This window comes from Ruegeria sp. C8 (assembly GCF_056537565.1).
In genome coordinates, this window is record NZ_JBQFRV010000005.1 from 18078 (window position 1) to 33370 (window position 15293).

At 54.5% G+C, this 15293-nt stretch carries 13 protein-coding genes; 3 read left to right on the forward strand and 10 right to left on the reverse strand.

Annotation, left to right across the window (positions count from 1 at the left end; translation table 11 throughout):
• The first annotated feature begins 10 nt into the window (after positions 1-10).
• From gntH to ACR0KL_RS08445, 3 genes are all read left to right on the forward strand, one after another.
• The gene (gntH, locus tag ACR0KL_RS08435; RefSeq protein ID WP_170678228.1) at positions 11-1483 is read left to right on the forward strand and encodes a guanitoxin biosynthesis MBL fold metallo-hydrolase GntH; all 1473 of its coding nucleotides are present in this window, start codon (positions 11-13) and stop codon (positions 1481-1483) included.
• Positions 1484-1487: 4 nt separating this feature from the next.
• The gene (locus tag ACR0KL_RS08440; RefSeq protein WP_170551978.1) at positions 1488-2468 is read left to right on the forward strand and encodes a CobW family GTP-binding protein; all 981 of its coding nucleotides are present in this window, start codon (positions 1488-1490) and stop codon (positions 2466-2468) included.
• 90 nt (positions 2469-2558) lie between these two features.
• A complete protein-coding gene (locus ACR0KL_RS08445) occupies positions 2559-3668 on the forward strand; it encodes an HlyD family secretion protein (protein WP_170642538.1) in 1110 nt (369 codons plus the stop codon).
• Between the two features lie 1077 nt (positions 3669-4745).
• Here the strand turns inward: ACR0KL_RS08445 and ACR0KL_RS08450 are convergent.
• From ACR0KL_RS08450 to ACR0KL_RS08495, 10 genes are all read right to left on the reverse strand, one after another.
• Positions 4746-5900 (reverse strand): Gfo/Idh/MocA family protein, encoded by a 1155-nt coding sequence (locus tag ACR0KL_RS08450; RefSeq protein WP_480776874.1) that lies wholly within the window; start codon positions 5898-5900, stop codon positions 4746-4748.
• Positions 5900-6955: a sugar phosphate isomerase/epimerase family protein gene (locus tag ACR0KL_RS08455; RefSeq protein WP_170678225.1), complete on the reverse strand. Its 1056-nt coding sequence runs from the start codon at positions 6953-6955 to the stop codon at positions 5900-5902. Before ACR0KL_RS08455 ends, ACR0KL_RS08450 begins: the two co-directional genes overlap by 1 nt.
• 27 nt (positions 6956-6982) lie before the next feature.
• Positions 6983-8041 carry a LacI family DNA-binding transcriptional regulator gene (locus ACR0KL_RS08460; protein WP_170678223.1) on the reverse strand — a complete coding sequence of 353 codons (1059 nt, stop codon included), beginning with the start codon at positions 8039-8041 and terminating at the stop codon, positions 6983-6985.
• Between the two features lie 7 nt (positions 8042-8048).
• Positions 8049-9671, reverse strand: a complete 1623-nt coding sequence (locus ACR0KL_RS08465; RefSeq protein ID WP_170678221.1) for a dihydroxyacetone kinase subunit DhaK — start codon at positions 9669-9671, stop codon at positions 8049-8051.
• A gap of 11 nt (positions 9672-9682) precedes the next feature.
• Positions 9683-10675 (reverse strand): ABC transporter ATP-binding protein, encoded by a 993-nt coding sequence (locus tag ACR0KL_RS08470; RefSeq protein WP_480776875.1) that lies wholly within the window; start codon positions 10673-10675, stop codon positions 9683-9685.
• Entirely contained in the window at positions 10668-11765 is a 1098-nt protein-coding gene (locus ACR0KL_RS08475; protein WP_170678219.1) for an ABC transporter ATP-binding protein, read from the reverse strand. The genes ACR0KL_RS08470 and ACR0KL_RS08475 overlap by 8 nt, the downstream gene beginning before the upstream one ends.
• 2 nt (positions 11766-11767) lie before the next feature.
• A complete protein-coding gene (locus tag ACR0KL_RS08480) occupies positions 11768-11956 on the reverse strand; it encodes a hypothetical protein (protein ID WP_155150119.1) in 189 nt (62 codons plus the stop codon).
• Positions 11953-12891 (reverse strand): carbohydrate ABC transporter permease, encoded by a 939-nt coding sequence (locus ACR0KL_RS08485; protein WP_170678217.1) that lies wholly within the window; start codon positions 12889-12891, stop codon positions 11953-11955. Before ACR0KL_RS08485 ends, ACR0KL_RS08480 begins: the two co-directional genes overlap by 4 nt.
• Positions 12888-13835: a carbohydrate ABC transporter permease gene (locus tag ACR0KL_RS08490; RefSeq protein WP_155150124.1), complete on the reverse strand. Its 948-nt coding sequence runs from the start codon at positions 13833-13835 to the stop codon at positions 12888-12890. The genes ACR0KL_RS08485 and ACR0KL_RS08490 overlap by 4 nt, the downstream gene beginning before the upstream one ends.
• A gap of 79 nt (positions 13836-13914) precedes the next feature.
• The gene (locus ACR0KL_RS08495) at positions 13915-15234 is read right to left on the reverse strand and encodes an ABC transporter substrate-binding protein (RefSeq protein ID WP_170375848.1); all 1320 of its coding nucleotides are present in this window, start codon (positions 15232-15234) and stop codon (positions 13915-13917) included.
• Positions 15235-15293: the final 59 nt, after the last annotated feature.

Genomic DNA, 15293 nt, shown 5'->3' on the forward strand with positions numbered 1-15293 from the left:
GGGCATGGCCATGACAAAAGAAGACAACGGCAAAGATCTTAAAAACGAACCGAACCAGCAATCTGACGACATCGAAAACCCTTCCCGGCGACACGTTATGCAGGGGCTGGCAGCAGGAGCGGTCGCAACCGGTGCTGTTAGCTACGGTACAGGAACCGCACAGGCGCACCCCGGAGAAGGACCACTAGGCGAAAGCCTAAAGAACCCTTACGGCGGCAGACCTGCGGGCGGTATCACGCTGCCGGAGTACTTCCGCCCCACAAAATACATGACAGGTTCGAACGCGAACTACTTCCCGCTGTCCGAAGAGCTCGGCCCCGACGAAATGCGGATATCGTTTTGTGGTTCCACCCCGTTTCCGCCCCGCGAAGATCAGGCTGGCACCTGTATCATGGTCGAGCTGGGGAATGGAAAGAGGTTCTTCTTCGACTTCGGGTCAGGTTGTGTTCGCAATATTATCGGGATGCAGGTTCCGGGTCAGTTGATCAACGACATCTTCATTACGCACCTGCATGTCGATCATTATGCCGACATCCCTTACATCTACCCGTTCCGGGCTTGGTCTGGTGGATACACACCGCTTCGCATTCACGGTCCATCAGGTCGGACACCCGAGCTTGGCACGGCCGGAATGGTTAAAGGCATGCAGCAAATGCTCAAATGGCATCTGGAGGCCTTTGATGTATTCCCGATTGGGGACGGCTATGAGATTGAGGTCAACGAATTCGATTTCCGCCAGGAAGGTGGCATCGTTTATGACGAAGATGGCGTGACTGTTCGGTCCTGGCCTCGTAGCCACGCCAAGGACGGAGCTGTGGGGTATCGGCTGGATTGGAATGGCCTGAGCTTTGTTTGGACCGGCGATGGCCGCCCTGATGAACTGAGCCTTGAATACGGAAAAGGCGTGGATGTGTTTGTGACCGAAATGTCCGGACAAGATATCGGTCAGTTGATGACCTACAAATACGGTTTGCCGCAAGAGCTGTTCAACTACACGATCGATACGCACCATACTTCGCACTATGCGGTCGGTAAGATGATGGCTGAGGCGCGCCCAAGGCTTGCAATGGTAACCCACTATACGCAAGACGAGGATATCGATGCTGAGATGTTGGCGGGAATCCGAGCGCACTATGATGGGTTGTTCGCCTGGGGTTTGGATGTCGCCGTTGTCAACGTAACCAAGGATGCAATCTGGTATCGGAAGGCGACGCTTCCCGGAAAGTCTGGATCTGTCGCCCCCTTCCGCGAATTGGGCAAGATGGAAGCAGAAGGCAAGATCACGCTGCCGGATGAAATCAAGCCGCCAGCACCGCGGTCATCACGTGCCGAACAGCAAGATCAGAAGTACCGAGACATGGAGATCGATCCCAAAGAATACTACCCAGCTGATGTATTCCGGGCTCCTGATCCAGAATGGCCCAGCGATTTCGTCATTAAGGTCGATGACGTCATCCCGAACCGAAAGAAGAAGGCGGAGTAACGACATGATCGAATTTGGGTCGTCATCCGCAATCCCCGTAACGATCCTTACCGGCTTTCTAGGAGCCGGTAAGACAACGCTTCTAAACCGCATCCTCACCGGCAATCACGGATTGCGAGTGGCAGTCCTGGTGAATGACTTTGGATCCATCAACGTCGATGCCGACTTGGTGGTCGGCCTCGAAGATGATGTGATGAGTCTAGCGAATGGCTGCGTGTGCTGCTCGATCCGAGACGACCTGATCGAAACGGTAGAGGCCGTTCTCGCCCGGCCTGAGAAACCGGAATATATCGTCCTTGAAGCAAGCGGAGTGTCGGACCCGTCATCAATTGCGATGACATTCACAGATCAGAAGTTTCGGGACATGATCCGCTTGGATAGCCTGATGTGTCTCGTCGATGCGGAACAGCTCTTTTCTGCGCCTGAACAAATGGAACTGAAGCTTCGTCAAATTGCGTTCTCGGACATGGTTATTTTGAACAAGGTTGATCTTGTCGACAGGGCTACGGTTCAGAAGGTGCATGATTGGCTCGGGTCTCGCTTTCGTCGCTATCGTTTGGTCGAAGCTGTCAATGCGAACGTCCCTCTGGACATACTTCTTTCAGTCGGCCGCTTTGCCTCAGAACAACTAGAAACAGAAGTACCTGACCATCATGAACATGGCCCCGGCTGCGGCTGCCACCACGCTGATCATTCAGAAGGCTTTTCGACAACTATGATGAAAGCGGAACGCCCGATAAGCCTCTCTTCTCTCCGAAGCGCTATTCGGTCGCTTCCCGGTGATGTCTATCGTCTCAAGGGTTTTGTCTTCAGTGAGGAGGATCCGGATCATCGCATTCTTGTCCAGGTCGTCGGCAAACGCATGGACATCGCGCGGGATGAAGTGTGGGGTGAGCGTAAACCCGAAACTAGGCTTGTTGCAATTGGAGCGCCAGGAGCCCTTTCAGAGCACACTCTTTCAGATACGCTACTTGAGACTGTATAATGGCCAAATCGGCCGAACCTGGTCTTGTGCGTCTTTAGTGAGCTCAGATGCTTCGGTTTCTGGTCCAATGAATCCAGTGGAGTATCTGGTATGCTAATCGTTCTGGCGCTGTATTTTGGCCTGGCATGGCTGGTGTTTTCAAAACTTCGCCTGCTGCCTTGGAACGCGGTTTCAAAGACCTTCATCTATGGCGGTGGTGTCGTGATTGCATTGGTGGTTATCGGCGCGCTGAACCACACGACACCAAGCGGGACGGTTTCGGTCCAAGGTGCAGTGATCAGCATTGCCCCAAATGTTGCTGGACCAGTGACAGAAGTCGCAGCAGAGCCCAATGAGTTGGTATCAAAGGGGGATGTTCTTTTCCGGATAGATGATACGGAATTCGCCGCTGAGGTCGCTCGACTTGAAGCGTCGTTGGCCTCCGCCCAATCTGAGGCAGATCAGCTGGGTCACGACCTTGAGGCGGCTGAGGCTGACATCGCCTCATTGTCCGCGCAACTGGATTTTGGTGTGGCGCGTCGCGATGATATTATCCGTCTCACCGAACGGGGAGCGTCCACTGAGTTCCAGCTTCAGGAAGCCGTTTCAACGATTGAGCAACTTGATGCGGGCTTGCGCGCCGCAAACGCGCGGAAGGCGGGTCTTGAACGGCGTATTGCCGCGCAAGTGGATGGGGTCGATGTTGGCGTTGCTGAGATAGAGAATTTGCTGATCCAAGCGCGTTGGGCATTGGAACAAACAGTCGTGCGCGCACCTGCAGATGGCATGGTGACAGGCTTGACCCTGCGCCCTGGAAACCGGGTTTCGACTCTGCAAGGGGCAATCAATTTTATTGTACCAGGCGACAGGGTTCTGGTTGCGACACTTCCTTTGAGTAGCCTGCAAAACATATCCGTTGGCGACACTATTCGAGTTGCACTGCGTAGTATGCCTGGAGCGGAGTTTGATACCACGATTTCGGACATACCACCCGCTACCAGCGAAGGGGCGTTGGATGCCAGAAGTGGGCTTCCTTCATTGCGTGAGTTGATTGGCGCGGCGGACTTCATCGTTGTTGCAGAAATTCCGGAAGATCAAAGTGCAAGGGTGACCAAGCTGGGTGCATCAGGTACGGGCTTGGTTATCACCGAGGAAGCAGGCGCGATTTCGGTGTTGGCAGAAATTCTATTCTGGGTGACCAAGAAGCTGAATTACCTTTGATTTAACTGAATTGCGCAAGGAACGACCTATGTCGTTACCTGCAAAATCATACTTTTGCTTTGAGCTTCACTAACTGAGCCGTTCGCACCTCGGGACTTGCGGGGCTCAACTTTGGAAGTTCGATTTGGGATCTGTACGGTCCTTGATTGCTCAGCATCCGATGGCAATTTGTTCCGCATTGTCGTCATCAGCAAGTTCGAAACGCTTCGAAGAATGTGTTCGTTACACTCTGTAGAAGTGACGGTTTTATATATCTTACCGGGCCTTTCATTAAACCCCAGACTTTGGCTTAGAAATGCCAGTTTCCATTCCTAGTGTGGAATATTCAGTAGAGTATTTTTTAGTCCAACTTTTTATCACTGCTTAACATATAGTTGCAGAAAACAGTTGCTCCTCAGTCCGCCAATTCCCCCTATGCAAGGCGACACTTAGTTCCACCACCAGCGAGAGTACCTTGCCATGCTTGTGTCAGTTCCTTCACCCTGCACTTAGACCGATTTCATTGATCCTGACTTTCTTTTGGAAAATCAGGGCTGATTTGCAGATCATACGCCGAAGGTGCCTGTTCCTGCTGATGAGCCGTATGGCGAACGCGGATGGAGGCGAGGCAATGCTGTTCGACAATAAAGGTACGGCTCGCATGTGCAGCCGAGGAAACGGTGTTGTCTAGTAGGGTTGCCCGAGGGGGAAGGCAGCGTCTTGCCGCTGATGGCTAGGGGTGTTTGGCTTGTCCAAATCCCGCTGATCCAAAACAAGTGCGGCGGTGCAGGCCGCGCTGCTACTCTTTGCGCGAGAACACGTTGTTTTCAATAAGAACAGGCTGGTTGCCGCATCTGCGTTAGGATGCTGAGTTAGCGAGGCCCGAAAATTGAAAGACGGCTTTGCACGCTAAGTAGCCTTTTGTACTCGTTCCAATGAACGGTCATCACGCAACCGAAGATCGCTTCACATGACACCGGTTCAGCGACGCTCGCGGTTCGTTGTTCCGGAGTGTTCATTAATAGGTTGTGCGCTTCGGTTTTTGGTAGATACCCACGATGCCTTCCAAGATACATGCCCTACGCCCGCAACCAGGATTTAAGTTAAGCTGACCCAAGCCGCATTCCTTGAAGAACTCTGCACACATGCGGCTACAAACTCAACACCATTGAGTCCATCATGAACCGTTGGATAAACAACCGACGCATCAGGTGAAATACCATTCCGGAAAGCTTGGATTGCCTCAGCAGCCTCTCCATAGATATTGGCGAAACCTTCAAGATATCCCTCGGGATGGCCCGGAGGGACTCTGCTCAACCGATTGGCAGCATCACCAGCTCCAGCTCCATTTCGAGTGATCAGTCGCTTGGGTTCGTTGTATGGCGTGAACCAAAGGTAATTGGGATCTTCCTGGGCCCACTCCAGCCCACCTTTTTCGCCGTAGACCCGCAAACGAAGTGCGTTTTCATTTCCGGGAGCCACCTGAGAAGACCACAGCATACCACGCGCTCCACCTTCGAAGCGAAGCAAGACGTGGGCGTTGTCATCGACTTTGCGCCCCGGCACAAAGGCCTGCAAGTCCGCCGCCAGGCTTTCCGCTGTCAGCCCGGTTACAAAGCAAGCGAGGTTGTAGGCATGGGTTCCGATGTCACCGGTTGATCCACCCGCGCCCGAGCGTTCGGGATCAGTTCGCCACTCAGCCTGTTTGAAATCCTGCTGCTCGGTCAGCCAGTCCTGCGGGTACTCAACCTGAACCACACGAATCTTGCCAATATCGCCGTTGGCAACCATTTCACGCGCCTGCCGAACCATCGGATAGCCCGTGTAATTGTGGGTCAAAATGAACAGGGCATTCGCGGTTTCTGCTGCTTTGACCAGCTTTTTTGCATCGGCAAGGGTAGAGGTGAGTGGCTTGTCACAAATCACATGAATACCGCGTTTCAGAAACTCGCGCGCAGCTGCATAGTGGACGTGATTTGGCGTGACGATTGAGACCGCCTCGATTCCGGATTTCAGCCGGGCTTCGCGGATCGCCATTTGTTTGAAGTCTTCATAGACCCGTTCGAGCCCCAATGCCTGACCACTTTCCAGAGATTTCTCTGGCGTCGAAGACAAAGCACCAGCGACCAATTCAAACTTGTCGTCCAGTCGCGCGGCTATGCGATGAACGCCGCCTATGAATGCGTCGTTTCCGCCGCCAACCATGCCAAGGCGAATACGACCCGAGGTTTCTTCACTGCGTCCTGTGACCATCACTCAATCCCCAGCATTTTACGATTGGCGGCTTCGTCGGCGCCACCGTCGGCGAAATCATCAAAGGCTTTCTCGGTCACACGTATGATGTGATCTGATACGAATTGAGCGCCTTCGCGCGCGCCATCCTCGGGGTGCTTGAGACAGCATTCCCATTCGACCACAGCCCAGCCATCAAAGTCATTCGCGGCCATTTTTGAGAAGACCGCACCGAAGTCCACTTGGCCATCACCAAGCGACCGGAACCGCCCGGCCCGATCAACCCAGCTTTGATATCCGGAATAAACACCCTGCCGCCCTGTTGGGTTGAACTCGGCATCTTTGACATGGAACATCCGGATCCGGTCTTTGTAGATGTCGATATTGTCAAGATAGTCGAGGCATTGCAGGATGTAGTGCGACGGGTCGTATAGCATGCAGGCCCGTGAGTGATTTCCCGTCCGTTCCAGAAACATCTCGTACGTCACACCATCGTGGAGGTCCTCTCCGGGGTGGATTTCGTAGCAGACATCAACGCCGCAGTCTTCGGCGTGATCAAGGATCGGTACCCAACGACGAGCGAGCTCATCAAATGCCGTTTCAATCAAGCCCGCAGGACGCTGCGGCCAGGGGTAAACATAGGGCCAGGCCAAAGCGCCTGAGAATGTCGCATGTGCCGAAATGCCTAAGTTCTTTGACGCTGACAGAGCCTTTTTGACCTGATCCACTGCCCATTCTTGCCGGGCTTTCGGGTTCCCGCGAACGCTTTCGGCAGCAAAGCCATCAAACGCGCTGTCATAGGCTGGGTGAACGGCCACAAGCTGGCCCTGAAGATGCGTTGAGAGTTCGGTGACTTCTACGCCATTCTCCCTGGCTTTGCCTTTGAAGTCATCGCAATAGCCGGTGCTGGACGCGGCCTGTTCAAGGTCGAATAGTCGGCCGTCCCAACTGGGGACCTGAACGCCTTTGTATCCGCAATCAGCCGCCCATTTGGTGATCGCGTCCCACGAATTGAACGGTGCTTCATCCCCCGCAAATTGCGCAAGAAACAAAGCTGGACCTTTGATCGTCTTCATAAAATTTCCTCCCCAAAACCTAAGCCTCTATGGCGGTAAATTTTCCTTTAGATAGATGTCGATACGGATACGTTCCTGCGCTTTGTTGAACGGAACCTTGTCCTTAGTTGCGCGCAATAGACGGACTGCGGAACGAACTATATGCCCGGTGTCTTGTGAGATTAAGGCGTCAAATGTGCCAAGCCTAAGCGCCTCACGACTGAGCGGAGTGAGCTCATGCGCTATGATCACCAGATCCTTGCTGAACCTGTTCTCTGAAAGAAATTGAATCAGTCCTGCATTACCCGCTGCTGACGAGTATATTCCGACCAGATCCGGATAGGTTTCAAAGATTTCGGGCATCATCTTGTAAATCAGATCTGGGTCATCCCGGCCTTCGACAGACGCTACGACTTGGAGGTGCGGAAATTCCTCGGCCACAACAATATCAAAGCCTTGGCGACGCTCCAGGTGGTCACGCGCCAAACGGGATCCTGTAAGAACCAAGACCTTGCCGTCACGATGGACAAACCGCCCCATCAGCTGAGCGGCGGTTCGTCCTGCCGAAACGTTATCGATTCCCACAAAGTGGTCTCGCTCGGAACTGGGCAAGTCAGATACCAAGGCAACCACCGGAACGCCTTTGTCCCTGAGCCTTTTGACAGCATCGCGAACAGAAGGCGTTTCTGGCCCAAAAACGGCGACTCCGTCTACATCCAAACTGTCGACAGCATCCAGAATGTTGACGATATCTTGCGGCTCGAACGGGGCGACCTTCTTTATCGCAATGCGGGTCCGCTCGATAAATTGGTCACGGGATTGTTCTGCGATCTGACTGCTGATTGCCTCCACAAACTCGTTGTCAGTGTCCGGCAGAACAAAGAGGAAGTTGTAAACTCGGTTTCGCGCAAGGTTGGCCGCGGCCGTATCGCGCACATAGCCCAGCTCATCAATTGCCTTTTGTACTTTCTGTACGGTTACGGCCCGCACGCCGGGGCGTCTGTTCAAGACCCGGTCAACAGTCGCGAGACTGACGCCCGCGACGCGCGCGAGGTCGTTGACGGTTGGCTTTTTCACCAATTCTAGTTTTTGTTTTTGGTCTTCCACGTGTTCTTCAGCCCTCAATCTCCCGCGCCAAGCCTTCAAACAACAAAGCAACAGCCTCGGCGCCGGGATCGTTATGTCCAACTAGGTTTTCTTCGGGAACATAGGCTGCCCGGCCCGCCTTGGCACGACGAATATTTGCGGTGTTGTTCGCGCCTTCGCGGGCAGCCTCGGCCGCATTTGTCAGACCAGATGGTAGCGCGGTAAGTGCCGGCGCCAGAGCGTCAATCATTGTCCGGTCACCGACTTTGGCACCTCCGACCTGGCTGACACGGTTCAGGCCCTCGACCAGGGATTTCGGCACGGAGGCTCCGCTTGCACAGGCATCCCCGGCTGCATTGAAGAAGATCGCAAGGATCACACCTGATGACCCACCCATTGTCTGGCTCAGTTCGTTGCCCAACGCCGGAAACAGCTGCGTCAGATCGGCCAGCGGCATGCGGTCAAGGCTACCTTGCAATGCTCTTGCGGCAGTGGCCAGTGTGCTTCCTGTATCGCCATCTCCGGATTTCGCGTCCAGCTCGTTCAGGGTTTTCTCGGCGTTGATGAGCAGCTCAGACAACCGGGTGATCGTTTCCTTTGTTGCGGGATTGTTCGAAGGAATTGGATCGATTGGGGTCAGGCCATCAGGCAATGGTGCTACTTTGATTGGGTCGATGGAATTGACCCCGGGCCATGCGGCCAGATCAACGGGAGCTTCCAGGGCTGACAAATCGTCCTGATCTACGGGCAAAATGGAAACCGAAAACCCATGCATATCGAGCGATGTCATCATGGGTGCAGGGCCAATGATACGTTGGGCAATACCAGTTTCGGACAACGCGTGCGTGAGGACAGCCATTTCTAGCGGAGTCGTTGAACCCAGGTTGTTGACCAATGCCACGCAATCCCCGGACCCAACCCTTTGCTTCAGCTTCTCCACCACTGTGGACATGGCCGATATGGCATTCGAGAATTCGACTTGCTGTACACCGGGCTCGCCGTGGATGCCCAAGCCAAGCTCTGCCTTCCCGGGGGCGATCCTGTCTTCTTTCGGAGATCCCGGGACGGTACAGGTGTCCAGGCTCATGCCGATGCTGACAACCTTTGCTATGGTGTTTCTTGCTGCTTTGGTGACGGTGTCCAGGTCAGCGCCGTTTTCGGCAAGCGCTCCGGCGATTTTGTGGACGAACAAGGTACCCGCCACGCCACGTGGTTGCGGAAGGTCGGGCAGGGCGATGTCATCATCGACGACGACCATTTCAACCTTGCGACCCAATGCACGGGCGCGTTCCGCCGCCAGTCCAAAGTTCAACCGATCACCGGTGTAATTCTTGACGATCAGCAGGCATCCAGCCTCACCCGTGACCGCAAGAATGCCGGCCAAAACTGCCTCCACCGAGGGTGAGGCGAACACTTCGCCGCAGACCGCTGCTGTCAACATACCGGCACCAACAAACCCTGCATGGGCGGGTTCGTGTCCAGACCCTCCGCCAGAAACCAGGGCGACCTTCGACTTGTCCCAACCCGACCGGTAAACAACCTTGATATGCGGGTAGCCGTCCAATCGGGTGAGCTGACCGCCAGAAGAGGCTAGAAGGCCGTCTATCGCCTCTGTCACCAGGGTTTCTTTTGTGTTGAGGAACTGGGCCATGCTTTTGCTCCTTAATTCACGCGCGCGCCGGACGCGTCAAAATACAACGGGTTGTGGGGGCGGATTTTTATAATCTTTCCAGATGGGTAGTCCTGATGGACATCAATCAGGGTCACAACCGGGTGACCATTCAGGTCCAGGTGCAGCCGTGTTTGATCTCCCAGATGCTCGGCGCGTATCACACGCGCCGCGCTACCTTCGCCTTCAATGATGTTTTCCGGGCGCAGGCCGATCTGCGGGCCTTTGTGATCGCCTCCGAACAACTCGGACGGTAGGATGTTGATCCGCGGCAGACCCAACCGGCTGGCAACGTAAACACTGCCCGGGTTTTCATAGATATCCCGGGGTGTTCCGTACTGAACCAATCGGCCGTTTTCCAAAACGCCGATATGCGTCGCCATTGTCATGGCTTCGACCTGATCGTGGGTCACGTAGAGCAAGGTTGACCCCAGATCGGCCTGAATCCTCTTCAACTCGACCCGCAGATCCGCCCGAAGCTTGGCGTCCAAAGAGCTGAGCGGTTCGTCCATTAGGAAGATCTGCGGATCGCGCACCAGCGCCCGTCCGATCGACACACGCTGCATTTCGCCGCCTGACAGTTCAGTGGCTTTGTTGTCCAGCTTGTGCGGGATCTGGAGGATTTCTGAGACTTCGTTGACCTTCCTTGCGATCTCATCCTCTGGCGTCTTCAGGATCGGCGACCGCAGAGGGAAAGACAGGTTTTCCCGCACTGTCATATGCGGGTACAGCGAGTATTGCTGGAAGACCATCGCTACATCGCGCTGGGCAGGTGTATCTATTCCAACGTCACGCCCGGCAATGCGCACCGTTCCTGAATCCAGTTTCTCAAGCCCGGAAATCAATCTCAGAGTCGTTGTTTTTCCCGCACCTGTCGGGCCCAACAACACCACAAAGGCCCCGTTGGGGATCGTCATTGAGATATCATCTACCGCTTTGACGTTGCCGAATGACTTCGAGATGTTCTCCAACACGACTTCAGCCATTGCTTAGTACCTCGTCGTTCAGAGCGGACCTCAACGCGCGCCCAGTAGACTTTTCAAATAGGGTTACCGCGGGGGAGCGGAACTCCAATCCCACTGTCTCGCCGGGATTAACGGTCTCGCGGGCATCAATCCGGGCTTTCAGCTCTCCGTTCGGGCTTTGCAGCGTCACGATCTGGGTGGTTCCCAGATATTCTGCCGCCAGGACCTTGGCCCGGTAAGCGCTGTCGTCTGACAGAAAAACATGCTCGGGGCGTACGCCGAAAACCAAGTCACCTTCCGCCCCTTCCATCAGTTTGGGCACGGCTTCGTCATGGCCATTCAGTCGAACCATTTCTGAGCCAGGCTCGACCTTTCCTTGAAAAGGCAGGAAGTTCATAGAGGGAGACCCGATAAAATCCGCAACGAACATTGTCGCTGGTTTGTCGTAGATTTCCTGAGGTGTGCCGAATTGCTCAATCACAGCATTATTCATCACCACGATCTTGTCGCCCATTTGCATGGCCTCCAGTTGATCATGTGTGACGTACACAGTAGTTGCGCCCATGCGATCATGAAGCGCGCGTAGTTCTTCGGCCATGTGCTCACGAAACTCGGCATCCAGGGCGCCAAGAGGTTCGTCCATCATGAACGCCTTGGGTTCACGAACAATTGCGCGCCCGAGCGCCACGCGCTGCCTGTCGCCGCCCGACAGTCCACCTACCGGGCTATCGAGGATGTCTTTGATCCCCAAGATGCCCGCGACTTCCTCGACTTTGGCCTTTACGGCGGCTCGGGGCATGCCCTGCGATATCAGCGGATAGCTGATATTCTTGCGCACGTTCATATGCGGATATAGCGCGAACATCTGGAACACGAAGGCAATGTCCCGCTCTGATGGCGGCCGCTGGCTGATCTCTTCGCCGTCCAGATAGATTTCGCCCGAAGTTGGAAGCTCCAACCCCGCGATCATCCGCAGGGTCGTGGTTTTTCCGCAACCGGACGGGCCCAGCAACATGAAAAACTCGCCGTCCTCAATCGTGAACGAGCTTTCGCGGACAGCCGTGAAATCGCCGAACATCTTTTTTACGTTTTTGACTACGATCTGGGCCATTTCTACTCCGGGAAATGGCTGACGATGATGAACATGACGGTTCCGATCAGCGTGACGATGAAAGAGTAGGTGAAGGCCCAAAGGACAAAGGGTTGCATCAGCATGAAGACACCCAGTGCGATTAGGATGGTTGCAACCATCTCCCATGGGCCGCGGCGGAGCCGTAGCAATCCGGTAAGAAACTCGCTCATTTGCGTACGGCTCCGAATGTGATCCCACGCAGCAAATGTTTGCGCATCAGGATGGTGAAAATCATGACGGGGATCAGGAAGATCGTGGCACCTGCAGCCACAGCAGGCCAGTCCAGGCCGCCAATACCGATAATGGTCGGGATAAACGGTGGTGCAGTCTGCGCATTCGCGGATGTCAGCAGCACGGCAAACGCGTACTCATTCCAGGCGAAGATAAGGCAGAAGATCGCAGTTGACGCGATGCCTGTGGCGGCTTGCGGCAGCACCACTTTGTAGAAGGCCTGAAACCTCGTGTAGCCATCTATAAGGGCGGCTTCTTCGTACTCTCTTGGGATTTCGTCGATGAACCCTTTAAGCAACCAAACTGCTAGGGAAATATTCACCCCCGTGTAGAGCAGGATCATCCCGAGATGCGTATCGCTTAAACCGAGGTTTCTGAACATCAGGAAAATCGGGATGGCGACAGCAACCGGGGGCATCATCCTTGTACTAAGTATGAAGAACAGAAGGTCGTCCTTGAGTGGGACCTTAAACCTGCTGAACGCATAGGCGGCCAGCGTACCAAGGAAGATACTCAGGAAGGTTGAGCCAAATCCGATGATAACCGAATTCATAAAGCGCTCGCCGAACTTGGATGGCCCGACAATCACCATGTCGTATTGGCGGACGATCTCATCGGCCCAGTTCTGCGGCGGATTTGCTTCCAGAAACTCCTGCGTCTGCCGTGTGCGCGTGGTGAAGAGGTTGACGTAGCCTTCAAGCGTTGGGTCAAAGACCACTTTGGGTGGATAGCTGATCGCATCGGCCGGAGACTTAAAACCAGTCAGCAAGATCCATATCAGCGGGATCATTGTGATCAGCGCATAAGTAATGACTAGGAAGCCTGCGATCCATTTGGACCGGTTCGAGGGTTCAGTGACGGAAAAACTGCTCATCTCTGTTTCACCTTGTTCAGGGCTTTGACGTAGATCGACGCAAGGCCGAACACGGTTACGAAAAGGATGATCGCATAGGCTGACGCATAGCCCGTACGCCATTTCTCAAAGGCTTCGCGTTTTAGGTTGATCGAAGTGAGTTCCGTAACAGACCCCGGCCCACCACCGGTGAGCTGAACCACCAGGTCGAACATCTTGAAGTTCTCAATGCCTCTAAACAGCACAGCGAGCATGAGGAACGGCAGAACCATCGGGATGGTAATCGTAAAGAACTGTCGCAGCTTGCTGGCTCGGTCGATTTCAGCCGCCTCGTAGATGTAGTCAGGAATGCTGCGCAGCCCAGCGAGACAGATCAGCATCACGAAGGGGGTCCACATCCAGGTGTCGACAATCACGATCGCCCATGGGGCCAACGTGACGGACCCCAGCATTTCAAAGCTCGATGGGTCCTTGCCGGTAAACCACGACACGATGTAGTTAAACAGGCCGATCTGAGGTTGATACAGGAACTTCCAGAAGTTACCGACAACCGCCGGAGACAGCATCATCGGCAGCACGATAATCGTGGTCCAAAGATCGTTTCCCTTGAATTTCTTGTTGATCAGCCACGCCAGAGCAAACCCGATCAGGACCTGGAAAAAGATCGTCCAGAACAGGAAGTGCGCCGTCGCCTGCATATTCAGCCAAGTGTCAGAGTCCGTCAGGATACGCTCGTAGTTCCTGAGACCGACATCTTTAACTTCACGCCCGATCCGGTTGGCTTTGTAGTTGGTAAAGCTCAGTTGGATGGTCCAAATCAACGGAAAGATGTTGATCGCCAGCAATAGAAAAATCGTTGGGGAGATGAATATCCAGGCGATCGCGCGGTCGGATAATCCCCGGATTTTTCGCGCAACTCGCTCGGGCGTTGCCTGTGCAACGCGATCTACGGTCCTGTCAGACATCTCTTTGCCAGTTCTTGTTGGTGTAGGACTCACGGGTGAAGGTGGAGCGGGATTGCACCCGCTCCGGCCTGTGTCCGGATTACAGCTTGCCTTCGTCTTCGAAGACTTCCGTCCAATCTTCGATCAGAAGATCCAACGCTTCCTGAGCTGTACCTTGGTCAGCAACCACGTAGTCGTGGATGCGTTTCTGCATTGCCAGCAGAAGTTCCGCGTAAGCAGGCTCTTGCCAGAAATCCTGCACACCGCCCATCGCTTCTAGGAAGTCTCCGGCGAAAGGCTGGCTGTCTACGAAACCAGGATCTTCCAGCACGGAGTTATGTGCGGAGTAGCCGCCTAGCTCCCACCATTTGGCCTGCACTTCTGGCTGCGCGAACCACTTGATGTACTCAAGTGCGGCGTCCTGTTTGTCAGAGTAGCTGACAACAGAGATACCTTGTCCGCCCAGCGTCGAACCTGCCTGATTTTGAGGTGGGTTCACGAAGAAGTCGATCTTGTCACCGCCCGTATTGGGGTCGGCGTAGAGACCTGGGAAGAACGCAAACCAGTTCATGGCCATGGCGACCTGACCGGACTTAAAGGCGTCCAGGCTCTCACCCATGTAGGAGTTGGTATATCCCGGAGGCGTCGCCGTTTCGTAGAATTCCTTGTAGAACTCCAGAGCTTCAACCGCTTCGGGTGAGTTTACCGCGCCTTCCATGTCATATGAGCCCGGGGTGTTTTCGTATTTGAAGCCCCAAGGATACAGCGCTCCGGTCACACCCATGGTGATCCCTTCAGAGCCGCGCTCGGTAAAGATTGCTGCCCCATAGACCGTCTTGCCGTCGATCTCACGACCTTGGAAGAACTGTGCGATCTGTAACAACTCTTTCTGAGACTGAGGCTCACGCAGGTCCTGACCCGTAGCCTCTTTGTAAGCGGCCTGGATGTCTGGGTTCTCGAACCAGTCCTTGCGATAGAACCAGCCGTTTGCATCGCCCATCGCAGGCAGCGCGTAGTAGTTTGGTGTGCCCTTAGGCCACGTCGAGTACGCGTAGACAGTGGCCGGTGCGAAATCGTCCATGCTGATGCCTTCAGCATCGAAGAACTCGTTCAGCTGGACATAATGACCATTCTCAGCGCCACCACCGATCCATTGGCTGTCACCAATCAGCAGGTCGCAGAGCTTACCGCCAGAGTTCAGCTCGTTCAGCATCCGGTCCGCGAAATTTGGCCAGGGAACAAATTCGAAGTTCATCGTATGGCCGGATTCTGCTTCGAATTCTTTCGATAGCTCAACGAGCGCGTTGGCCGGGTCCCATGCAGCCCAACAAAGCGTCAGATCTTCAGCATTTGCCTTGGTGGAAAGAGTAGTAGCGGCAAGGACTATTGCGCTGGCCGAGGCCAGTTTTGTGTAAGTCATCCATTCCTCCCTTTTTGCGCCGTCAATCGAGGATGTGCGAATCGCGGCATACTTCCAAG